The organism is Oceanicaulis sp. UBA2681 (assembly GCF_002354675.1).
In the GTDB taxonomy this organism is placed as follows: domain Bacteria; phylum Pseudomonadota; class Alphaproteobacteria; order Caulobacterales; family Maricaulaceae; genus Oceanicaulis; species Oceanicaulis alexandrii.
This window is the reverse complement of record NZ_DEMB01000016.1, coordinates 215,946-238,002: the sequence shown is the minus strand read 5'-3', so window position 1 is coordinate 238,002 and position 22,057 is coordinate 215,946. Positions and strand designations below refer to the sequence as shown.

26 protein-coding genes are annotated in these 22,057 nt (G+C 60.9%); 13 read left to right on the top strand and 13 right to left on the bottom strand.

Annotated features, from left to right (window positions below; all coding sequences use genetic code 11):
- The coding region (locus tag B3M53_RS12455) for a hypothetical protein (RefSeq protein ID WP_286800490.1) at positions 1-275 on the bottom strand (275 nt) is incomplete at its 3' end.
- A 167-nt stretch (positions 276-442) separates the two neighbouring features.
- Here B3M53_RS12455 and flbT point away from each other — a divergent pair.
- From flbT to B3M53_RS12425, 6 genes are all read left to right on the top strand, one after another.
- Positions 443-844: a flagellar biosynthesis repressor FlbT gene (gene flbT, locus B3M53_RS12450; protein ID WP_022699994.1), complete on the top strand. Its 402-nt coding sequence runs from the start codon at positions 443-445 to the stop codon at positions 842-844.
- Positions 845-859: 15 nt separating this feature from the next.
- Entirely contained in the window at positions 860-1,210 is a 351-nt protein-coding gene (gene flaF, locus B3M53_RS12445) for a flagellar biosynthesis regulator FlaF (RefSeq protein WP_022699993.1), read from the top strand.
- Between the two features lie 227 nt (positions 1,211-1,437).
- Positions 1,438-2,265 (top strand): flagellin, encoded by an 828-nt coding sequence (locus tag B3M53_RS12440; RefSeq protein WP_022699992.1) that lies wholly within the window; start codon positions 1,438-1,440, stop codon positions 2,263-2,265.
- 349 nt (positions 2,266-2,614) lie between these two features.
- A complete protein-coding gene (locus B3M53_RS12435) occupies positions 2,615-3,439 on the top strand; it encodes a flagellin (RefSeq protein WP_022699991.1) in 825 nt (274 codons plus the stop codon).
- 110 nt (positions 3,440-3,549) lie between these two features.
- A complete protein-coding gene (locus tag B3M53_RS12430; protein WP_022699990.1) occupies positions 3,550-4,374 on the top strand; it encodes a flagellin in 825 nt (274 codons plus the stop codon).
- A 108-nt stretch (positions 4,375-4,482) separates the two neighbouring features.
- Entirely contained in the window at positions 4,483-5,310 is an 828-nt protein-coding gene (locus tag B3M53_RS12425; RefSeq protein ID WP_022699989.1) for a flagellin, read from the top strand.
- A 24-nt stretch (positions 5,311-5,334) separates the two neighbouring features.
- On the opposite strand, the gene B3M53_RS14755 is transcribed toward B3M53_RS12425, so the two are convergent.
- A complete protein-coding gene (locus tag B3M53_RS14755) occupies positions 5,335-5,856 on the bottom strand; it encodes a hypothetical protein (protein WP_286800488.1) in 522 nt (173 codons plus the stop codon).
- 170 nt (positions 5,857-6,026) lie between these two features.
- Here B3M53_RS14755 and B3M53_RS12415 point away from each other — a divergent pair, with 170 nt between their 5' ends.
- On the top strand, positions 6,027-6,860 hold the full coding sequence (locus B3M53_RS12415) for a flagellin (RefSeq protein WP_022699987.1): 834 nt from the start codon (positions 6,027-6,029) through the stop codon (positions 6,858-6,860).
- Positions 6,861-6,979: 119 nt separating this feature from the next.
- Positions 6,980-8,155 carry a UDP-4-amino-4,6-dideoxy-N-acetyl-beta-L-altrosamine transaminase gene (gene pseC, locus B3M53_RS12410; protein ID WP_273019324.1) on the top strand — a complete coding sequence of 392 codons (1,176 nt, stop codon included), beginning with the start codon at positions 6,980-6,982 and terminating at the stop codon, positions 8,153-8,155.
- Here pseC and B3M53_RS12405 read toward each other — a convergent pair.
- Together B3M53_RS12405 and pseB are read right to left on the bottom strand one after the other, a co-directional pair.
- A complete protein-coding gene (locus B3M53_RS12405) occupies positions 8,152-8,781 on the bottom strand; it encodes a pseudaminic acid biosynthesis-associated methylase (protein ID WP_022699985.1) in 630 nt (209 codons plus the stop codon). The two genes, pseC and B3M53_RS12405, sit on opposite strands and share 4 nt — an antisense overlap.
- A gap of 3 nt (positions 8,782-8,784) precedes the next feature.
- The gene (gene pseB / locus B3M53_RS12400) at positions 8,785-9,876 is read right to left on the bottom strand and encodes a UDP-N-acetylglucosamine 4,6-dehydratase (inverting) (RefSeq protein ID WP_022699984.1); all 1,092 of its coding nucleotides are present in this window, start codon (positions 9,874-9,876) and stop codon (positions 8,785-8,787) included.
- 134 nt (positions 9,877-10,010) lie between these two features.
- On the opposite strand from pseB, the gene B3M53_RS12395 reads away from it, so the two are divergent.
- Both B3M53_RS12395 and B3M53_RS12390 read left to right on the top strand, forming a co-directional pair.
- A complete protein-coding gene (locus tag B3M53_RS12395; protein ID WP_028284486.1) occupies positions 10,011-10,796 on the top strand; it encodes a glycosyltransferase family protein in 786 nt (261 codons plus the stop codon).
- 112 nt (positions 10,797-10,908) lie between these two features.
- Positions 10,909-13,674 carry a hypothetical protein gene (locus tag B3M53_RS12390; RefSeq protein WP_273019325.1) on the top strand — a complete coding sequence of 922 codons (2,766 nt, stop codon included), beginning with the start codon at positions 10,909-10,911 and terminating at the stop codon, positions 13,672-13,674.
- 78 nt (positions 13,675-13,752) lie between these two features.
- On the opposite strand, the gene B3M53_RS12385 is transcribed toward B3M53_RS12390, so the two are convergent.
- Genes B3M53_RS12385 through B3M53_RS12375 form a run of 3 tightly spaced genes read right to left on the bottom strand, consistent with a single transcriptional unit; the run spans position 13,753 to position 15,619 of the window.
- Entirely contained in the window at positions 13,753-14,190 is a 438-nt protein-coding gene (locus B3M53_RS12385) for a flagellar basal-body protein FlbY (RefSeq protein ID WP_273019326.1), read from the bottom strand.
- On the bottom strand, positions 14,190-14,516 hold the full coding sequence (locus B3M53_RS12380; RefSeq protein ID WP_022699980.1) for a rod-binding protein: 327 nt from the start codon (positions 14,514-14,516) through the stop codon (positions 14,190-14,192). The genes B3M53_RS12385 and B3M53_RS12380 overlap by 1 nt, the downstream gene beginning before the upstream one ends.
- On the bottom strand, positions 14,516-15,619 hold the full coding sequence (locus B3M53_RS12375) for a flagellar basal body P-ring protein FlgI (RefSeq protein WP_022699979.1): 1,104 nt from the start codon (positions 15,617-15,619) through the stop codon (positions 14,516-14,518). Before B3M53_RS12375 ends, B3M53_RS12380 begins: the two co-directional genes overlap by 1 nt.
- A 232-nt stretch (positions 15,620-15,851) precedes the next feature.
- Between B3M53_RS12375 and B3M53_RS12370 the strand changes: the two genes are divergently transcribed.
- The gene (locus tag B3M53_RS12370) at positions 15,852-16,271 is read left to right on the top strand and encodes a flagellar assembly protein FliX (RefSeq protein WP_160092297.1); all 420 of its coding nucleotides are present in this window, start codon (positions 15,852-15,854) and stop codon (positions 16,269-16,271) included.
- A 162-nt stretch (positions 16,272-16,433) separates the two neighbouring features.
- Positions 16,434-16,856 carry an RNA polymerase-binding protein DksA gene (dksA, locus tag B3M53_RS12365; protein ID WP_022699977.1) on the top strand — a complete coding sequence of 141 codons (423 nt, stop codon included), beginning with the start codon at positions 16,434-16,436 and terminating at the stop codon, positions 16,854-16,856.
- Between the two features lie 17 nt (positions 16,857-16,873).
- Here dksA and B3M53_RS12360 read toward each other — a convergent pair whose 3' ends face one another.
- From B3M53_RS12360 to flgF, 6 genes are all read right to left on the bottom strand, one after another.
- Positions 16,874-17,272, bottom strand: coding sequence for a hypothetical protein (locus B3M53_RS12360; RefSeq protein WP_022699976.1), 399 nt, complete (start codon positions 17,270-17,272; stop codon positions 16,874-16,876).
- Between the two features lie 101 nt (positions 17,273-17,373).
- On the bottom strand, positions 17,374-17,754 hold the full coding sequence (locus B3M53_RS12355; RefSeq protein ID WP_022699975.1) for a hypothetical protein: 381 nt from the start codon (positions 17,752-17,754) through the stop codon (positions 17,374-17,376).
- A 9-nt stretch (positions 17,755-17,763) separates the two neighbouring features.
- The gene (flgH, locus tag B3M53_RS12350) at positions 17,764-18,564 is read right to left on the bottom strand and encodes a flagellar basal body L-ring protein FlgH (protein ID WP_160092296.1); all 801 of its coding nucleotides are present in this window, start codon (positions 18,562-18,564) and stop codon (positions 17,764-17,766) included.
- Positions 18,565-18,567: 3 nt separating this feature from the next.
- The gene (gene flgA, locus B3M53_RS12345; RefSeq protein ID WP_273019328.1) at positions 18,568-19,515 is read right to left on the bottom strand and encodes a flagellar basal body P-ring formation chaperone FlgA; all 948 of its coding nucleotides are present in this window, start codon (positions 19,513-19,515) and stop codon (positions 18,568-18,570) included.
- Positions 19,516-19,529: 14 nt separating this feature from the next.
- Positions 19,530-20,315, bottom strand: coding sequence for a flagellar basal-body rod protein FlgG (gene flgG / locus B3M53_RS12340; protein WP_022699972.1), 786 nt, complete (start codon positions 20,313-20,315; stop codon positions 19,530-19,532).
- Between the two features lie 27 nt (positions 20,316-20,342).
- A complete protein-coding gene (flgF, locus tag B3M53_RS12335) occupies positions 20,343-21,077 on the bottom strand; it encodes a flagellar basal-body rod protein FlgF (protein ID WP_022699971.1) in 735 nt (244 codons plus the stop codon).
- A 263-nt stretch (positions 21,078-21,340) separates the two neighbouring features.
- Here flgF and B3M53_RS12330 point away from each other — a divergent pair, with 263 nt between their 5' ends.
- Positions 21,341-21,931 (top strand): flagellar basal body-associated FliL family protein, encoded by a 591-nt coding sequence (locus tag B3M53_RS12330; RefSeq protein WP_273019330.1) that lies wholly within the window; start codon positions 21,341-21,343, stop codon positions 21,929-21,931.
- Positions 21,932-22,057 lie beyond the last annotated feature (126 nt).

Sequence of the window (22,057 nt, the reverse complement as noted above, 5' to 3'; positions counted from 1 at the left end):
TGATTTGCGAGGGCGCTTTCAGGCGCCAGATCCACCGCATCCAGACACAGCTTGGCGGCCTTGGCGGCGGCTTCGCGGTCATCCTCGACGATTTTCATGGCCCGTTTGAGCAGGCCGATCGCTTTGGGCGGCAGGTTTTCGTCTTTGGACTTCTTGGAGGCAAGCGCCCGCTGCACGTCCGAAGAGGCGGAGCTGTCGCGGCGAACCCGCACATTGCGAACGGCCTTTTCTTCACCAGCCGCCAGTTCCGCATCAAGATCGAGCAATTGGCTCATCGCGCATCATCCCTTGCAGTTTACCAAGCCAAGAATGGATGCTTCGATTAAGGTTCTGCTAATAATGCGAACCTGCGTCACAGAAACGGTTTCTTCACTCTAGCCTGCTTGAGTGCACGGAGTCGGATGCCGCCAGTCCGCGCCGACAATGAAGGGTCAGACAGGTCATGCCGCTAAAGCTTTCTTTGAAGCCGGGTGAAAAGTTCGTTCTGAACGGAGCCGTGGTCGAAAATGGCGATCGCCGGGCGACTCTCGTCTTGCAAAACAAGGCGAGCGTTCTGCGTGAAAAAGACATCATGCACGAGCATGAGGTCGATACCCCGGCGAAGCGGATCTATTTCCCGGTCATGATGATGTACCTCTCATCAACCTCTCAGGACGGACTATATGACGAGTTCGTTCTCAGGATGACCGAGTTCATGAACGCTGTGGGCTCGTCAGACGTGCTTTCAGAGTGCGTTTCGGTCAGCCGCGAAGTGATGGCTGGCGAATTCTATAAGGCGTTGCTGCGTTGCAGAAAGCTGATCCAGTACGAAGCCAAGCTCCTGGCTGGATCTGACGAGGCGTAAAGAGGCGAAGCGTTCATGTCGTATCAGGCCTACAAGACTGCATCTTCGCGTACGGAAGACCCTCGCCAGACGGAATATCGTCTGATCGGCGAGGTCACGCGCGGATTGATGGAGGTCAAGGACGCGCCCAAGACCGAAATCCGCAAAAAGGCGGCTGCGCTGGACCGCAATCGCCGGGTCTGGTCCGCTTTTGCGGCCGATTGCGCCAGCGATCACAACAACCTGCCTGAATCCCTGCGCGCCGGCATCATCTCATTGTCGATCTTTGTGTCCAAAGAAACGAGTTCGGCGATGCGGGGTGAAACCGATCTGGAAACCCTGATCGACATCAACCGTATGATCATGCAGGGGCTCTCGCCCTCCTGACGCCGCCAGCGAGCGGCAAGATCGGCCCGCCCGGACATATTTGCCCGGCAGTGCTTGGCGCGCGCCATCAGGGCTTCGTGCTGCCCGATTCAACCCATTGAAAAACAAAGTGTTATTTATGCTGCCTGCGTGCGCGCAGCGGCATGGGGTTTGCTCTGCTTGAGGCGGGACAAAATGTCCTTCGGCCGAGAACAGGCCGCTCACTTCCAGAATGGAGGAACCCCACAATGAACGTTTCTGTGAACACCAACTCTGGAGCCATGATCGCGCTTCAGAATCTGAACAAAACCAACATGGACCTGCAGACCACGCAGAACCGTATCAACACCGGCCTGGAAGTCTCCAGCGCGAAGGACAATGGCGGCATCTACGCCATCGCCCAGCGCATGCGCTCCCAGGTTTCCGGTTTTGGGGTTGTTGGTCAGATTTTGGACCGGGGCGAGGCGACGCTTGACGTTGCGCTTGCTGCGGGTGAAGCGATTTCGGATCTGCTGATTGAGATGAATGAGAAGGCCTTGGCGGCGTCAGACGCGTCACTGGATACAGCAAGCCGCAGCGCCCTGAATGAAGATTTCAAGGCGTTGCGCGATCAGATTTCAACGATCGTGAGCAATGCTGAATTCAACGGCGTGAACCTGATTGACGGCTCGACCAACTCATTCGTGGCGCTGGCCAACCAGGACGGCTCGAACACGATTACTGTGAGCTCGGAAGACATGTCGCTTTCCGGTTCGATCGTGTCGCTTGCCGTGACTGCGTCCTTTGCGACGGGGACACAGGCCAGCAATATCGCCTCTCAGATCGGCACCTCGCTGGACGCCGTGAACTCTGCGCTTGCGCGCCTGGGCACGAAATCCAAAGCGCTGGAGATCCACTCCTCGTTTGTCACAAAACTTTCTGACGCTCTGGAAGTCGGTATCGGCAATCTGGTCGATGCGGATCTGGCCAAGGAGTCTGCATCCTTGCAGGCTTTGCAGGTCAAGCAACAGCTGGGCACACAGGCGCTTTCGATCGCCAACCAGCAGCCGCAATCGATCCTGTCCTATTTCGGCTAGGGCGACGGATATGGGCCGGGGCCGTACATGCGGCCCCGGCCTTTTTCTTTGTCTGCGGTGCAGTTAAGGCGCGATTAACCAAATCGGGCTCCGGGGCGCAGCGGCCGCCCGGCAAAATGTGCCGCACCCGGCAATTCCTGCCGAGCCGCCCCGGCAATTGCTGCCGCCTCCGGGCTATAGGGTAAACGGTTTTCACAAGAGCGAATTACAGAAAAACAAGGGCTTGCGACCTGTTTGGGAGGCAAAGGGTGAATCTGGCCTCAGCTTTGCTCCTAGATGGGTGGACCAGAAGGTCTGGCGGGCAAAAGGCGCGTCACATCAAACGTAGAAACGTTAAAGGAGCCAAGAAATGGCGACGATTAATACCAATCCGGGCGCAATGATCGCCCTGCAGAACCTCAACAAGACCAACATGGACCTGCAGCAGGTCCAACAACGTATCAATACGGGTCTTGCTATCTCCTCCGCCAAGGACAATGGCGGCGTCTTTGCTATCGCTCAATCCATGCGTGCCGATGTGGCTGGCTATAACGCCGTGTCGCAATCGCTGGACCTTGCGCAATCGACTGTCGATGTCGCGCTGGCGGCTGGCGAAGCCATTTCAGATCTGATGATCGAAATGAAAGAGAAAGCGCTCGCGTCTACGGATGCGTCGCTGGATACGGCGTCTCGCAACGCCCTGAACGAGGATTTCACCGCACTGCGCGATCAGATCGGCACCATCGTGGCCAACGCCGAGTTCAACGGCACCAATCTGATTGGTAATGGCGCAGCGGACATCACGGCTTTGGCCAACTCTGACGGCTCCAACACCATCACCATCGGTGCTGAAGATCTGAGCTTGACGGGCGGCACGCTGTCGATCGGCGTCGGCTCATCCATCTCCACTGTCGCCGCCGCCAGCACCGCTGTGGCTGCGATTGAAGCGGGTCTGGACAATCTGAACTCCGCTCTGGCGCGCCTGGGCACCGGCTCCAAGTCGCTGGAAATCCACTCCACCTTCGTGACCAAGCTGTCTGATGCGCTTGAAAGAGGCATCGGCAACCTGGTCGACGCGGACCTGGCGAAAGAATCCGCCCGTCTCCAGTCGCTGCAGGTCAAGCAGCAGTTGGGCACCCAGGCGCTTTCGATCGCGAACTCCGCGCCGAGCTCGATCCTGAGTTACTTCCGGTAATTCACCCCAAGATTCGGCGAGGGCTTCATAGAAAATGGAGCCGTCGCCGGAGCCTTGGCGCGCAAAAAGCGCGTCTCAACCGTAGAAACGGAACTTGAAGGAGCCAAGAAATGGCGACGATCAATACCAACCCGGGCGCAATGATCGCCCTGCAGAACCTGAACCAGACCAACAAAGATCTGCAACAGGTTCAACAGCGCATCAACACTGGCCTGGCTGTCAGCTCGGCCAAGGACAATGGCGGCGTGTTCGCTATCGCCCAGTCGATGCGTGCCGACGTGGCGGGCTACAAGGCCGTCAATCAATCGCTGGACCTGGCGACGTCCACCACGGACGTGGCCCTGGCCGCCGGCGAGGCGATCTCTGATCTCCTGGTGGAGATGAAAGAGAAAGCCCTAGCCTCTGCCGATACGTCTCTGGACACGGCGTCCCGCAATGCCCTGAACGAAGACTTCACGGCGCTGCGCGACCAGATCGGCACCATTGTGGCCAACGCTGAGTTCAATGGCACCAATCTCATCGAGAACGGCGCCACCGCGATCTCGGCTCTGGCGAACGCTGATGGCTCCAACACCATCACCATTGCTGCAGAAGATCTGAGCCTGACCGGCACCACGATCACTTTGACCGCCGGTTCCCAGATCAACACCACGACGCTGGCCAATGCGGCCGTGTCCGCCATCGAGACCTCCTTGGACAATCTGAACTCCTCCCTGGCGCGCCTGGGTACGGGTTCGAAGTCCCTCGAGATCCACGGCACCTTCGTCAACAAGCTGTCTGACGCTCTCGAAAGAGGCATCGGCAACCTGGTTGATGCGGATCTGGCCAAAGAATCTGCTCGTCTGCAGTCCCTGCAGGTCAAGCAGCAGCTGGGTACTCAGGCGCTCTCGATCGCCAACTCGGCTCCGAGCTCGATCCTGGGTTACTTCCGGTAACTCTTAAAGTTTCGAAGGGGGCTCCATAGAAAATGGGGACCCCTTCGAAGAGTGATGCGCAAAAAGCGTGTCGTAACCGTAGAAACGGAAATTTGAAGGAGCCAAGAAATGGCGACGATCAATACTAATCCCGGGGCGATGATCGCCCTGCAGAACCTGAACCAGACCAATAAAGATCTGCAGCAGGTTCAACAGCGCATCAACACGGGCCTGGCGATCAGCTCGGCCAAGGACAATGGCGGCGTGTTCGCCATCGCCCAGTCGATGCGTGCCGACGTGGCGGGCTACAACGCTGTGGGCACGTCCCTGGACCTGGCGCAATCGACCGTGGACGTGGCCCTAGCCGCGGGTGAAGCGATCTCTGATCTGCTGATCGAGATGAAGGAAAAAGCGCTGGCTGGCGCGGACACCTCGCTCGATACGGCGTCTCGTAACGCTCTGAACGAAGACTTCAAGGCGCTGCGCGACCAGATCGGCACCATTGTCGATAACGCCGAGTTCAACGGCACCAACCTGATCAACGGCACCCAGACCGGCGGCATTTCGGCTCTGGCCAATGCTGACGGCTCCAATACGCTGGATATCGGTCAGGAAGTGATGTCGCTGGGCGGCACCAATGTCACTGTGGCGGCGACGGCGTCGTTCACCACGGCGGCTGCGGCGTCCGGCCTGGTGGCCACCATCGAAACTTCGCTGGACAACCTCAACACGGCTCTGGCCAAGTTGGGCACCGGTTCGAAGTCTCTGGAAGTTCACAAAAGCTTTGTGGGCAAACTGTCTGACGCTCTTGAAAAAGGCATCGGCAATCTGGTCGACGCGGATCTCGCGAAAGAATCCGCCCGTCTCCAGTCGCTGCAGGTCAAGCAGCAGCTGGGTACGCAGGCGCTTTCGATCGCAAACTCTGCGCCGAGCTCGATCCTGGGTTACTTCCGGTAATCCATAGCGGAATTGGCCGGGGCGTTACGTGGGGTTCCTCCCCGGCCAGTTTTCCCAGATGACCATGACTGACAGAGCAAGGGAGAAAGTAGGAGGCGCCGACGCCGCCAAAGCGTCGACGAAAAGGATATGAACATCGGCAACATCATACCGGTTACAAACGCCCAGGGCGTCGCCCCGGAACCCGATCAATCCGAGAAAGCCGTCGCCGGCATGGCGAAACGCGGTCAAATCGGCGGTGAAGAAACCGACAAGTCCGTCGCTGAAAAAGGCGCGGCTGTCGTGCAGAAATCCGCTGACCTTGAGCGCATTGAGGCCATGCGTGAGCGCGTCAACGCCAGCTTGCGGACCCGGCTTCAGATTGATCGTGAAGAAGAGAGCGGTCAGTTCATCTACAAGCTTTTCGATCCGGAAACCGGTGAAGTCATGCGTCAATGGCCGCCGGAAAAGTACATGGATTTGGTCGCGTTTCTGAAAGATCAGCAGGGCGGCGTCGTTGACGAGCGTGTTTGACCTCTCGGCAGATTTGACCGCTTGCAGCGGCAATAATTAACCACGTCCAGAGGTCTGCGGGCCCTGGTGAACTTTGCCGTTTTTGTACAAATATATGTTTTAAATCAATTTTCGGCGATTTGGCCTGATTGGCCCGCTGATTGCTCCTGTTACTGCTGAGCGGCCGTCGAATGCGGCGCAGTTATGCAATCGGGAGAAGACCAATGGCGCTCAGCGTCCATACCAACACCTCAGCGATGATCGCGCTGCAAAACCTCAACAAGACCAATGAGGACATTCAGGGCGTCCAGAGCCGGATCAACACCGGCCTGCGTGTGACAGGGGCGAAGGATAACTCCTCCGTCTATGCGGTGGCGCAAGGCATGCGGTCCGACATTGGCGCACTGGGCTCCGTCAAATCCTCGCTCGACCGCGCCGTCTCCATCGGCGATGTGGCGATTGCGGCCGGCGAGTCCATCTCTGACCTGCTGATCCAGATGCGCGAGAAAGCCACAGCCGCGCTTGATCCTTCCATCGACACCTTCTCGCGTCAGGCCTATGACAGCGACTACAAAGAGTTGCTGGATCAGGTGAAAGTCATCCTGACCAACGCAGAGTTTGACGGCGCGAACCTGTTGAACGGCTCGCTGACGAACGGCATCGCCTTCCTGGCGGATGCGGACGCGACGCGCTCCGTCACGCTGGAAGGGCAGAACCTGTCTGTTTCCGGCTCGATCATCACCCTGACAAACAATTCCAGCCTTGGCACCGTGACCCTGGCCGGCAATGTGGTCAGCGCCATCCAGGCGAGCCTCGACAACGTCAACCAGGCTCTGGCCAATCTGGGGTCTGACCTCAAGAAGATGGAAGCGCACCGGACTTTTGTCGGCAAACTCGAAGACAGTCTGACCGAAGGCGTGGGCAATCTTGTGGACGCGGATCTGGCTAAGGAATCTGCGCGCTTGCAGGCCTTGCAGGTGAAACAGCAACTCGGGGTGCAGGCGCTTTCGATCGCCAACTCTGAACCTCAGATCATTCTGAACCTCTTCAACGGCTAACCCCGTTCCGACATCACCACCACGGCGAACCGTCCGACTTCTCCCGATGTCGGGCGGTTTGTTGTTTTCAGCGGGGCGCGGACTCAGCACAGTGTCGGGTAAACTCAGGGAGCGGATGCATGAGCGACGGGTTTTTGCCATATGGTCGGCAATGGATCGACGATGACGACATCGCTGCGGTCACCGCTTGTCTGACCTCTGACTTCCTGACCACCGGCCCAAGGGTCGACGCCTTTGAGGCGGCGTTCGCGCAGGCCGTCTCGGCGCCCCATGCGCTCAGCTGCCATTCGGCGACGGCGGGGCTGCATCTCGCCTATGACGCCCTGGGGCTGGGGCCGGGCGATTGCGCCATCGTTCCGGCGCTGACTTTTGTCGCGACCGCCAACGCCGCCCGGTATTGCGGCGCGGATGTGGTGATTGCGGATGTGGACCCCGACACGGGCCTGATGTCGCCTGAGACCCTGGCCGAGGCGCTGCAGCGGTCCCAGGGGCGGGCGCGCCTGATCGCGCCGGTCCATCTGGCGGGCGTTGCCTGCGACATGCCCGCGCTCAGCGCACTGGCGCACGATCATGGCCTGTCAGTCGTTGAGGACGCGTCTCACGCTGTGGGCAGTCTGGATGAGACAGGCGCGCCTGTTGGGGCGTGCCCGTATTCGGATGCTGCGGTCTTCTCGTTTCATCCGGTCAAGACGCTGGCGTGCGGGGAAGGGGGCATGGTCACCACGCAAAACCCTGAGATCGCCGACCGGGTCGCCCATGCGCGGTCTCATGGCGTTGTGCGTGAGCCGGACCGGTTTGAACGCGCGGAGGGGGCGACAGAACCCTGGTGGTATGAAATGCAGGCGTTGGGCTGGAATTACCGCATGCCCGACATCAACGCGGCGCTGGGATTGTCCCAGCTCAACAAGCTCTCGCGTTTTGCGCAGCGCCGTCGTCTGTTGGCGTCCGTTTATGATGCGGCCCTGTCAGAGTTGGCGCCGCTGGTGCAGCCGCCGGCGGGGCGCGCAGGCGTCGATCCCTGCCGCCATCTGTATAATGTACGGATTGATTTTTGCGCTGCCGGCCAGAGTCGCGCCGATGTCATGATGGCCCTGAAAGATCAGGGGATCGGAACGCAGGTTCACTACATCCCGGTTCATCATCACCCGTATTACAAAGCGTTGTATGGCGAGCAGACCTTGCCGGGCGCCGAGCGCCACTATGCGCGCACGCTGTCCTTGCCGCTCTATCCGGCGATGTCCGATGATGATCCGGCGCGCGTGGTTTCAGCCTTGAAAGCGGTTTTGGGGCTCTAGGCGGGCCGTTTTTCCATCAACGCCCAGGTCGGGTTGTCCAGATTGCTGGTGCGCTTCCAGCTGAACCCGTCCGCCACCACTTCCAGACCCTTGAAGCGATCCAGGAAGAAGCCGGCGAAGTCGCGCTTCCACAAATGGTCGGTCATGCCGCGATAAACGAGCTCGACCGGGTCGGGATTGAAGTATTCCGAGACCAGGATGAAGCGCTTGGAGACGCGATACATCTCGTCGGCCACCTGGCCGAGATTGTCGGGGTGGACGTGGATCAGAACGCCGTTGGTGAACACCAGATCCATGCTTGAATCGTCAAAGGGCAAATCCTCGCCCCGGCCCGCACGGATATGACTCTCAGGCAGCACGCCATCCTTGATCAGGGTTTCGCGCGCGCTGTCATTGGGCTCCACCGCGAACAATTCAGCATCGCTGAGGCGTTGAAGCGCGCGCTGGTTCAGGCCCAGATTGCAGCCAACCTCGCAAATGGTCTGGGGCTCGCGCGTCCCGAAGGCGTCCAGCCAGCGCGACCACAGACGGGTGCGGGCGCGGATGCGGAACTCTTCGGGGCTGCAGCGCTGGGTGTATTCGTCGCCGAACTCGCCCGACCAGGTGTTCACGGGATCATGGGTCATGGATCAGGCCTTCAGGGCAAGTTTTTCATTGAGAATGTTCTGGAGCGTGCGGGCATCCAGACGTTCGGGATTGGAGTCAGACTGATACTCAAACCCTTCTGGGACCGGTACGGCGCCGTCGGCGAACCATTCCGCGCGCAGCCGTTCGGAACTGTGCGGCAAGATCACATAGCGATCCTCCAGCTCCACCGTGGAGCGAGAATCATCCTCGGGCACCATGACTTCGTGCAATTTCTCGCCGGGGCGGATACCCACCATCTTGTGGGGCAGGTTAGGCGCGATCGAGCGCGCCAGATCCACCGTGCTCATGGACGGAATCTTCGGCACGAAGACTTCGCCGCCCTTGGCCATTTCCAGCGCGGACAAGACGAAATTCACGCCCTGTTCCAGGGTGATCCAGAACCGGGTCATGCGCGGATCGGTGATGGGCAGATGGTCCGCGCCCTCAGCGACAAGCTTCTTGAAGAACGGCACGACCGAGCCGCGTGAGCCGACCACATTGCCATAACGCACAACCGAGAAGGTTGGCCCGTCTTCGCCGCCCATATGCTGGGCGGCGGTGAAGATCTTGTCGGACGCCAGCTTGGAGGCGCCATAAAGGTTGATCGGGCTGGCGGCCTTGTCCGTCGACAGGGCGCACACATGCTGCACCCCGCGCTTGATGGCCGCGCGCACCACATTTTCTGCGCCGAACACATTGGTTCGCATGCATTCGAACGGATTGTATTCCGCAATCGGGACATGCTTGAGCGCGGCGGCGTGGACCACCACGTCGACCCCGCGCATCGCCATGTCCAGTCGGCCCTCATCGCGCACATCGCCGATGAAGTAGCGCATGAAGCGGTGCTCTTCCGGGCTGAAGCGCTGCGCCATCTCGTACTGTTTGAGTTCGTCGCGCGAGAACACGATCAGCTTTTTGGGCTTGTATTCGTTGATCACGGTCTGGACGAAATGATGGCCAAACGACCCCGTTCCGCCGGTGATCAGGATGGTCTTGCCATTCAGATCAATCCGCGGACTACGAAAATCTCGCCCCAGAAACAGGCGGTTGACATCATCGTCCGCGGTTTTCGAGGTCTTTGGGGGCTGGCTCATCTAGATGACTTTCCATGGGTCATGGACACATTCTTGACGCCACGATCCGCGGTGTCGGTTAACGGCCCGTTAGGCGCGGTAAATCCATACTCGGATTCGAAGAGGGCGACAGCTTTCCAGCCTCGGGGGACATGATGGGCGCGACTGTGATCGTTCAGGCCGGCAGCGGACCCAGCGCCCTTGCGGATCGCGAGCTTGTCTATCTCGGTGATCGGTCTGCCCTGGCGTGCGGGCTTGAGCGCGCCCGCCACATCCCGGGCGTTGATATGGTGGTCTGCGCCGTCCCCGATGATCGTGACCATGATCTGATCGCTGAAGAGGCGTGCGATTGCGCCGTCATGGTGGTGCGCGGACCTGCCGCGGATCCCTTGGGGCTTGTGGCGCAGGCGGCGCGCGAGGCTGGCGCATCCATCGTGGTGCGGCTCACCAGCCAGTGCCCGGTGATTGACCCTGTCATTGCTGGCGGCGTGTTGGCCTTGTTGACGGATGCGCGCGCCGATTACGCGTCCAACACCATGCCGGCGCGCTTCCCGCACGGGCTGGATTGCGAGGCCTTTTCCGCCCTGTTGCTCGACGAAGCGGATCGCAAGGCGGACACGCTGGCTGAGCGGCGCTCGGTGACGGGCTGGATGCGACGCAATCCCGATCTCACGCGCGCCAATCTGACGGGCCCCGGCGGCGGGCTGGAGCATTTGCGCTGGATGCTGGAGACGCCCGAGGACGCCGCTTTTCTGCAGGCGATGTTTGCAGAGCTGGGCGACAAAGCCCTGACGGCGACCGCGGCCGAGATGGCGGCGTTATGCTTGCGGCGCCCTGATCTGAGTGAGCTGAACGCGGACCGCGTCGATTATGCCCGACTGGTTTCGCCAGAGCGCGCCAGCGTTGAAACGCGGCCCATGCGGTTTCCCTTCGCCGCTTGAAAAGGTGGCGGTTCGTTCACCTTAAATCCTAACGGTTTGTTTGCAGGTCGAGCGCTAGTCTGCGAGTCGATGCAAAAGGTGTATCGAGCTTTAAGGGTTCGGGCCGAAGGCCATGGTCATTTCGTCCAATCTTCTCAGCGCCTGGTATGGCGCGCAGAATGCAACGGCGCTGTCACGCACGACAGCGTTCTCCCAGTCTGCGTCCAATGCCCAAAATCCCAACCGGTCTTCCTCCAGTGATGTTCTGCCGCCCTGGGATGCGCGCGGCGAGATCGAAGCGCTCGACGTTCTCAAGCGCAGCGCGCTGGCGGACGGCGTCTTCTTTGACAAGAAGCTCGGTGATTTCGCCAGCCTGGATGTGGGCGAGGACGAGAAACAGCTTTTCGCCATGTATCAGGGGCTGCGCCGCTTGCAGGCTCTGGGTTCGGAAGCCGCTGAAAAGGGCACGCTGGACAGCCGTCGCGATTTTCTCGACCGTCGTTTTCAGGAAGGCCTGAACCAGCTCAACAGTTTCTTCGGCGATCTCTCCCTTGAAGGGGTGACGGTGCTGAAAGGCGAGGAATTGTCCAAGGCGGAAAGCAGCCTGGCGATCTCCCGCGGCATCTCTGAATATGTGACGCCCATCGTTCACTCTGGCGCTTTTGATGCTGAAGTGGACGGGTTTCAGGGTGATGTCTCCTTCACCATCAGCGTGAAGAAGTCCGGCGCGACCACGCCTGTGGCCATTGATCTGGCCAATATGGGCGCGACCCCGCGCACGCTCGACAATGTCGCCGCTTTCATCAACACCGAGCTTGAAAACGCTGGCATGCTCAGCCGGATCGAGCGGGTGAAGATCGGCGAGGAAGACGAGAACGGGATCATTCCCGGCGATAATTTCGGATTCAAGATCAAGGGTATTCTGACCGAGACCCTGAGCTTTGCGCCTGCGACCGGCAATCCGGCGGTCTATATGGCCGGCGTGTCTGGCGATACCGAGGGTGCCGGCGGCCAGCTGACCAAATATGTCGATATCGCCAATGGCGGCGACGCCGCGTTCATGCGCCGCATCGACGCGGATGGCAGCGTGACCACGTCTGATGTGGCCGTGCCGGGCGGGGAAGAGGGCGAAACCGAAACCCGCACCAAGACAGAGAGCAATCCGCTGCGCATTCTGGATTCCGTACAGGGCGCTGATGGTGGTCTTTATGTGGTCGGCCATGCTGAGAACGGTCTGGCCGGGCAGTCGATAAAGGGCGAGCAGGATTTGATCCTGATGCGCTATGACACCACCGGAAAACAGGTCTGGGCGCGCACTTTGGGCTCTGGCGGCACGGCGGAAGGCGCTTCAATCGCGCTGGACGCCAACGGCAATGTTGTGGTGGCGGGCTCCGTCGAGGGCGCTTTGGGCGACACGACCGAGCTTGGCGGCACGGATTCCCTGGTCTCCAAATTCTCCGCCGACGGCGTCGAGCAATGGACCAAGCGCTTTGGCAGCAACAAGGATGATGAAGCGACCGCAGTGAGCGTCGGCGCGGACGGCACGATCTATGTGGCCGGTCAGACCAGCGCGCCGGTGGGCGGCGTGGTCAATGCGGGCAAGACGGACGGGTATCTGCGCGCGCTCGATGAAAACGGCGCGATCCTGTATACGCGCGCCGCTGGCGCCAGCGCTGAGAATGACACCGCCAAATCCATCGCCCAAGCGGCGGATGGCGGGCTTATCGTGGCCAGCGAAGTGAACGGCAGCGCTGTGCTGACCAAATACGCAGCGGGCGATGACGGAACCGGCGCGCCGGTCTGGACGCTTGATCTCGGTGATCTGGACGGTGGCCGTATCGGCGAGATCACGGTGGCTGATGACGGCGCGATCTATCTGGCGGGCGCTGCGGGCGCAGCCTTCTCGCCCAGTGCGCCGATCGAGGCGAACGCCGGCGGCCGTGATGCCGTGCTGGTCAAAATCTCTGACGGTCCGACCGCCAGTGTCGATTTCACCACCTTCCTGGGCTCTGCGGAGGACAATTCCGCAACCTCTGTGACGGTCAGCAATGGCGTGGCCTACATAGCGGGCAAGACCTCTGGCGCGCTGCCGGGGCAGACCCAGAACGGCGCCCGCAACGCCTTTGTCGCGGGTCTGGACACGACCAGCGGCGCGGTCACGTTCACCCAGCAATTGTCTGGCCGGGGCGGCCTGGCGGAAGCCAATGCCGTGGTGGTCGATCCCACGGGCGATAATGCGCTCGACAAGCTCGGCTTCCCCACCGGCGAAGTGCGCTATGCGGACAGCCGCGTGATCACCGCGCGCTCGAGCGTGCGCGAAGGCGATCATTTCTTCATCTCAGTGGATGGCGGCCGGAAAAAGAAAATCACCATTGATGATGACGAGACCATGCGGTCTCTGACCTTCAAGCTGAACGCTGTGCTGGTGCTGGACGGCAATTCGGACGTGCGCCGCTCCGCCAATGGCGACATGCTGCGCATCAAGCCCAAGGAAGGCGTGAAGATCGAGCTGTTCGCCGGGGATGACGGTCGTGACGCGCTGAATGGGTTGGGTTTGCCCGAGGGCGCGATCATCGGCAAGGCGTCGCTTCTGGACAAGGACAGCACGTCTGACGCGCCCGAGATTTTTGCGCTGGAACTGCCCACCTCCCTGTCGATCACAGACAAGGACAGCGCCGCGAAAGCTCTGGAAGCCTTGTCCAAGGCGCAATCGGTGATCCAGCGCGCTTACCGCGACCTGACCACGGATCCGGCGCTGAAGGCGCTTCTGGACGGGCCGCAGGCGGGCAAGCGCGGCGGCACGGTTCCGTCTTATCTGACGGCCCAGGTGTCTAACTATCAAGCGGGCCTGGACCGCCTTGTGAATGGCGGCGGCGGCAGCACGCTGGGCCTGTTCTAGGTTCTAAGGCCTTGTATTCCCGACGTATAAAAAACCCCGGAGCGCTGCTCCGGGGTTTTTTCTGGCACGACCTTCAGATCAGACCGTCTGGTTATAGGCGAGGGCGGAGACGCCGCCTGATTTGACGCCGGGGCCGTAGCCGACTTGAGTCTGCTGCTGGCGCGCAGCTTCATCTGCGATGGCTTTGACCAGGCCTTCAGTCAGCACTTTCAGCGCTTCAACCGCAGCGCCATTGCGCGCCAGGGCGTCTTCGAAGACCCGGGTTGAGATCTTCAGTTTGGCCTTTAGCTCGGGATCAACGCCGCTCAAGCGCGAGCGGTCCTTGCTCGCCAGCTTGGTTTCCGTGCGATAGAGCGTTGCGAGCTTGGTCTTCTCGGCCTGAAACTCGACCGCCTTGTGAGGCATGTGAGCGTCAAACAGCTCGGTTTCCTGATCGAGCAGTTCCGTCAGCCGACCGGTCAGCTGGATCAGCGCCTGGGCGCGTTCGGTCGGGTTTGCAGCCGCCAGTTCAGTCATCACGCGCCTCCTTGTTCTTGCATGGCCAGCATTTCGCGCATGACGGAATCGGCCAGACCGATGCCGCCCGCCTTGGCCATCACCTTGGCGTATTCTTCATTGAGCATGGATTTGAAGGCGTTCTCGCCCGGACCGCCGCCAAAGCTCGACTCGGTGGTCTCGCCCAGCATCTGCTCCATCATCTGGGACAGGAAGACCGCTTCGAAGTCTTCCGCCGTCTTGCGGATCTGGTCTGGCGTCTGGCCGGCGGTCGAACGGGATGTGGACGCAGGGCCGCGCGCTGCGAGCAGCGCGTTCTGCATCTGGGCGTCAAGCAATCCGTCCATTACAGCACCTCGATTTCAGCTTGCAGCGCGCCGGCCGCCTTGATGCTTTGCAGGATGGTGATCATGTCGCGCGGGCTGACGCCCAGGGCGTTCAGACCATCCACGAGCTCGCGCAGGCTGACCGTGCCGTTGAGCACGCCCATTTCGCGCAATTCCTCTTCCACGCTGACATTGGTGCGCGGGACTTCCACCGTTTCACCACCATCCGCGAACGGCAGAGCCTGGCTGACTTGCGGGCTCTCGGTGACGGTGATGGTCAGTCCGCCTTGCGCGATAGCGACGGTGGAGACGCGCACATCTTCACCCATCACGATGGTGCCGGTGGATTCGTCGATCACCACGCGGGCGCGCATATCGGTTTCGACGCGTAATTGTTCGACTTCGGCGATCAGGGCGACCATGTCGCCTTCAAAATAAAGCGGCCGGGTCAGGGAAACGGTGGAGGGGTTCTGCGCGGCGGCGGCTTCAGCGCCCAGAAACGCGTTGATGGTCTGGGCCATGCGGCGCGCGGTGGTGAAATCGGGATTGCGCAGCGCCAGGCGGATTTGCGCCTGACCGGCCAGGTCCCAGTCCAGTTCACGCTCGATGACGCCGCCATTGGCGATCCGTCCATTGGTCGGCACGCCGCGGGTGATCGAGGCCCCGTCGCCTTCAGCGGCGAACCCGCCCACAGCCAGCGAACCTTGCGCCACGGCGTAGACATCGCCATTGGCGGCCATCAGCGGGGTGGCGATCAGCACGCCGCCCTGAAGGCTGTCTGAATCGCCCAGTGCGGACACCGTGACGTCGACGCGCGAGCCTTGCATGGAGAAGGGCGGCAGCTCGGCGGTGACGATCACCGCAGCCACATTGCCGGTACGCAGATCGGCTTCACGCACATTGATGTTGAAGCGTTCCAGCATGGAGTTGAGGGCCTGCCGGGTGAACACCGCATTGCGCAGCGTATCGCCGGTGCCGTCCAGACCCACCACCAGGCCGTAGCCCACCAGCTGGTTGTCGCGAACGCCTTCCACATCCGCGATGTCCTTGATTCGCGGATTGGCCTCGGCCAGCGGCGCTGCGAGGCAAAAAAGCGTGAGGCAAGCGATTAACAGGCGGGTCATGCTGGCGGAGTTCTCCGACGGATCAGGTTTCTACACCTGTCTCATTGCGAGAAACATGCCAGTTTGACGGGGTCTAAATAACTGAAATATATGAGCGGCATCTGGGAAAACCTTGCCGGGGCCGCTTTATTGCAAGGACCGAAGGCAAATCCTGCCGAGTGAGCGCTTTAAGCACTCATTAAGTTTGATTAAGCACAGTTGTCGCATGCTTTGAGAGGACTCGAAGGGCATCATGAAGGTCAATTCATCCCGGCCCGTACAAGGGGCGTCTGGCGCCAAGCGCAAAGGTGAAGCGTCAAAAGCTTCAGGTTTTTCGCCCGAGGGCGCTGCGTCATCAAACGTGTCAGTCTCCGCGTCAGCGCTGAGCGGTGCGTCTGCGATTGGATCTGTTGACGCCTTGCTGGCGCTCCAGGGGGCGGGCGACGCCGTGACCGCCAAGCGCCAGGCGACCGAGCGGGCCTTCTCACTTCTTGACATCCTCGACGATCTGAAACTGGCGCTTCTGGATGGCGTCCTGCCGCGAGATACGCTGGTCAAGCTCATGGAGACGCTGCAAACCCGACGCGACGCCACCCATGATCCGCGTCTGGAAGCTGCGCTGGATGAGGTGGAAATTCGCGCCGCCGTCGAATTGGCCAAGTTAAGCGCCTGATCGCATTGCCTGAGGGGGCGATGCGACCGTCACATCATCATCATCGTCCTGTTGAATTTGCTCTGTAACCGTATGAGCAGATTGACTTGAACTTGACGGTCGATATTCTCCGCCGCGCTCAGGCCGGCGGGGGCTGCATACGGAGACGGTCTCATGAGTGTTATGGATTCAAGCATCGAGCTGCCGACGGGGTACCGTCCCAGCGAGTCCGAACCCTTCATGAATGAACGCCAGAAAGAATATTTCCGGCGGAAGTTGTTGGCTTGGAAGGATGAAATCCTTCGTGAGAGTCGTTCAACTCTATCTAATCTTCAAGAAGATATCGGCGCGCTGCCGGATATTGCAGATCGGGCGTCGACGGAAACCGACCGTGCGCTGGAGCTGCGGGCGCGAGATCGCCAACGCAAGCTGATCTCCAAGATAGAAGCTGCGATTCGCCGGATCGAAGAAGACGAGTACGGATATTGCGAGGAAACGGGCGAGCCGATCTCTCTGGCGCGTCTGGATGCACGTCCGGTGGCGACGCTCAGCCTGGAAGCCCAGGAACGCCATGAGCGCTCCGAGCGCGTGCACCGCGATAATTAACGGCGTCAGCGTCAGGTCTAGACCTGACGCGACCAGCTTTCATTGCTTTTGAGAAACGCGAGCGCTTCTTCAGCGTTGGAGAAAGCTTGCGCGTTTATTCCCGCTGCGTTGAGCATTTTTGTCGTTCGCGCAGAGATTACAAGCGTTCGCGGATTGTAGACGTAAGCGAGTTTGACGCGCCGTGGGAAATGCCGGATGGCGTACTCTACGCGCTGATTGAATTCCGTCAGCGTGTAGCTGATCTGTGACTGGCTATGATCAAAGAGAACGCCAGTCCACTGAGGTTCTGCATCGAGTCGCTGGCAGATCGCGACCAAACCGGGTTCCGTTTCGGCGTTTGTCTCCAAACCGATGATATTATACCGCAGCACACCGATTTCTGGCAGCTCGATGCGTTCAAGTGAGTACGTTCTCATTCCGGGAGAGGCCTGTAGGCAGCGAAAAGCGCTCTACACTATGTCCCAATCAGTGCTTCGGCTTTCTTAATCGAATGAGAGGGTGTGATTGGAACTGTGAGTCACTCACCCTTCTCATTCGCCGCAAACAACAGGGCCTCGTCAAAGTCTCCGAACGCCCGCGTGACAAACCCCGCAGATTTCATCAGGCGCGTGATGTAGGCCGCGTGCATGAGGTTGCTTTCATCATAGACATAGGCGACCCGGACATGCGCCGGGAGGGCCTCGCTCAGGGCTTCCGCGACCTTGGTGAACTGGCCCACCGTGTGATCGAAGCGGCAGCCCTGATAATTCATGATCAGGCCCGAATAGCCGGTTTCACGCACGCGTTGGCCAAGCTTCGGCGCATTGGCGAGGCTCTGCGCGGCTGTGTTCACGCCCGTCATGTGAATGCTGAGAACGCGGCCGTCTGCATGTTCGGTCCGCGTGAACGTCATGGTCATGCGCTTGCCCTAGAACGGCCAGAGGAGATTATAAAGCTCCTGACCCACGGGCGGGCGCTGCATTTCGGTGATATGGCCGCGACCGCCATAGGAGATGCGCGCTTCGGCGATCTGTTCATGATCGATCGTATTGTCCGCCGCGATGTCCTGAGGGCGGACAATGCCGGAAATCAGCAGCTCGCGCACTTCGTTGTTGATGCGCACTTCCTGACGGCCATGGATCACCAGATTGCCGTTCCACAACACGTCCACCACGATCGCGGCGGCGGTCATCGAAATGCTTTCAGAGCGATTGATGTTGCCTGCGCCCTGGGTGGATGAGGCGGACCCGAAGCTGGCGAGGCTGGCGGGATCGACCGCGTCATTGAAGAACTGGTTGAGCGCGGCTTCCCCGCCAAAGAAGTTGGTCAGGTTTGAGTCTTCAGACGTGGTGCGCGAGCGCGTGGTCTGATTAGAGACGGTCGCGCTGTCGGCGATGTCGATGCTCACCGTCAGGATATCGCCCACATGCGCGGCGCGCGGATCGCCGAAGAAGGTGGTGGAGTTGGTTGAGCGCCATAGCGAGTTGGGATTGGCGGACTGGGCCCGCGCCTCGGCGATGGCGCGGGCGCGGGCCAGTCGCGCCGCTTCCGCCTGACCCGCCGTCGGGCCGTTGGCGCCCGCCTGGCCGGTCAGCGCTGCAGCGTTATTGATATCGTTCATGGGCGGGGTTTGCCCCACATAAGACAAGCGGTCTGTGGTCGCGCAGGCGGTCAGAGACAGGGCGCCCAGAATAACGGCGCTACACATCAAAAAGCGTTTGGACATCATGGCTCAGGACTCGCTGGGGCGTGCGGCGCTGCGGCCGCCAAGGACACTGGCGCGGCCAGGGGCTTCCACCCAGGCTTCGACCGTGCGGTTTGATTGCAGGTTCAGAAAACGGATGAACTGGCCTTCGCCGCCGTTTTCCAGGGCGCGGGCCTGGGCGCTCAGCATCAGCGGCCCGACCTGATAGACCAGGGACACCAGCTCGCCGCGCGCCACCAGAATGGGCGGCTCCACGTCAAAGCTGCGCAAGGGGCGTTCGGGGCTGAGGGCGCGCTTGGCGGACATACCGACAAGATCGGCTTCAGCCAGCAGGATTTCGCCGCGCACCTGACTTTCGGGCAGGCGGACCCAGTCCACATCTGCGGCGGTGATGGTCTCGCCGCGCGCAATCGTGCGGTTGAGCACCGGCACATTGGTCACCCGTTGCGCCCGACCCGCCACGGTGAGAGGCTCGCCGCCCGGATACGTCGCGATCTGGGCGCGGAACAGGTTTGAGCTGGCGTCATGATCAAAGCTGATCAGTTCCGGCCCGCCCAGCGCGTCAGCGGGGGCGAACAGGTCCTGACGCATGTTGGAAAGGTTGACCGCATAGGCGTGGCCCGTCTCCACATAGAGCGCTTCCTGAACCAGATCGGAAATGTCGGACGCGCTGACCGTGCGCGCTTCGCGTTCGACGGTGACGCGCAAAACGCCGCCGGCGTTCGCCCAGTGGAAACCCTCACGCGCCGCTGCGTTACGGACAAAGTCGGGGTCCAGCGAAATCGCTCGTCCCGGCGCCGGGGCGCGAGCGAGCTGGACATCGCCCGCCTCGCCTGTGATGTCGAACAGGTCGGACAGGGTGATGACGGCGTCGGCGCTGACCAGGCGCTCCTTGAGCACCACGGACGTGCTGACCTCCTGCGCCGCCGCTGCGCCCGTCGAGAGCGCCAGAATAAGAGTGAGGGTGCGAAGCATGGCTTAGCCTTTCCTCAGCGCAGATTGGAGGAGGTTGCGAGCATCTCGTCCGCGGCCGTGATGACCCGGGCGTTCATCTCATAGGCGCGCTGGGCCTGGATGAGAGACGTGATCTCGGTGACGGCGTCCACATTGGACACTTCCACAAAGCCCTGGCGCACCTGACCGAAACCGGGATCGGTTGGAGCGCCGAGATTGGGCGCGCCAGACGCGGCGCTTTCCAGCAGCAGATTGTCGCCGATCTGCTCAAGGCCGGCTTCATTGGGGAAGGTCGCAAGCTCAAGCTGACCCACCACTTGCGGGGCGGGCTGGCCGTTCAGAAGGATCTGCACCTGGCCTTGGGTGTTGATCACCACCTGTCGTGCCTCGGCGGGGACCACGATGCCCGGCATGACCGAGTAACCGTCCGCAGTGACGATCTCGCCGTTGGGGCTCAGGGAGAAATTGCCGGCGCGGGTGTAGGCGTCATTGCCGTCAGGCATCTGGACGCGAAAATAACCGGATCCGGAGATCGCGACATCATAGCTGTTTCCGGTTTCACTCAGGCCGCCTTGTTCGGCGATGCGATAGACCGACCCTGCGTTGACGCCCAGGCCCACCTGAACGCCCGTCGGCACGATGGTGCCGGCGTCCGAGGAGTTGGCGCCGGGCTGTGAGACGGTCTGGTAGAGCAGGTCTTCGAACTCGGCGCGCTGACGCTTGAACGCGATCGTGTTCATGTTGGCCAGGTTGTGAGAGATCACCTCGACGGCCAGTGACTGGGCTTCCATCCCGGTGGCGGCGGTGGACAATGCGCGCATGACTGCGGCCTCCTTCAGAATAGAGCGTTATGGGCGACCAAGGCGGTCAATGGCCTTGCGGCTGAGTTCGTCGGTGTCTTTGATCATGCGGGTGACCGACGCATAGGCGCGGCTCACTTCCATCATGGTGGTGATTTCAAGCATGGGCCGCACGTTCGAGCTTTCCAGGAACCCCTGCTTGATCTGCGGCAGCTCCTCGATCACGCGCTCGGCGTCTTCAGGCGCGGCGTAGCGATTGTCGCCGGTCTTGGTCAGCAGGCCCGGATCGGCGAACTGGGCGACACCCACTTGCGCGATGATCTGACCGTTTTGAGTAATCTCGCCCGTCTCGCCGATAACGATCTGGCCGGCGGTCGGGTCCAGCACGATCGGTGCGCCGCCGGCGTCCAGCACTTGCGCGCCGTCGCTGGCGACCAGCTCGCCCAGAGGATTCAGGGTGAAAGCGCCGTCACGGGTGAAGCGCTCGACGCCGTCCATCTCCACCATGAAGAAGCCGTCGCCCTGCAAGGCCAGATCCAGCGGGCGACCCGTATTGGTGAGCGAGCCCTGAGAGAAATCCCGGCCCATCGCCCATTCATCGACGAACTGGGCGCGGTTAGGGCCGTCTTGATGACGGGCGCGATACGAGGTGTCGGGCTCGAGCATCATGCGCTCGGCCTTGAAGCCCTGGGTGTTGGCGTTGGCGATATTGTTGGCGACCACATCCATCTGCCGACGCAAGGTCAGCTGGCGGGTCAGTCCGATCAGCATGGTGTTGTCCATCGCCAGGCGTCCTTCTGAAGGCGGTTGCTGCGACTTCTGGCAGCGTCCCCAGACTCATGGCAAACACCGTGCCATGGTTAACGTGTTGAAAAATATACAGGCGGTTGAAGCGCCAACGGTTTTGGGCGGCCAGCCTTGCCTGTCGAGCCTCACAAAGGGGAAAAATCTGCCCAGCGAAGCCGTTTCCAAACGGATCGTTAACCGCAGCACTGATTAATCGTTGGCTGTACTGGGCGAATCCGTAAGGCGAGGGAATCAGCTTCATGGCTGAAGACACCGAAGACGAAACGCGCGAAGAGAGCGCCGAAGGTGAAGAGGGCGAAGAGGAAGCTAAGAAAGGCGGCCTCAAGAAGATGATCCTTTTCATCGGCTTGCCTGTGATCCTCGTCATTCTGGCTGGGGTGGCGGGCGCCTTGTTTTTCCTGGGCGGCGGTGACGAAGAGGTCGTCGCCGAGGGCGAGCATGGCGAGGAGCATGGCGAAGCGTCTGCGGACGGTCATGGCGACGGTCACGGCGCCGGGGCCACCGAAGAGCACCTGGCGGAGCTGTTCCGCTTTGAAGAGCCGCTGATCGTGGACATGTCCGGCCCGGACAACCGTTCGGTGCTTTTGGAAGTTCAGATCGCGCTCGCCTATTCCGACCACGACGTGGCCGAACTTCTGGCGCGCGAAGACGTTCAGATCCTGCTGCGCGACGAATATGTGGATTTCTTTCGCGCTTTACGGGTCGAAGACATTGACGGCTCGACCGGATCACACCGCATTCGGATGGAGTTGATCCGCCGCACCAATCTGGTGCTGGCCCCCAAGACTGTGGACGGCGTGCTGCTGCCCAGTTTCGTGATGCAGCAATAGCGGAGACCTGCGTTGGACGACGATATCGATCAGGATGCAATGGCGGCTGAATGGGAGGCCGCTGCTGCGGGCGAACAGCCTGACTTTGACTCCTTGGGCGATGACGGCGACGACCTGGCGTCCGAA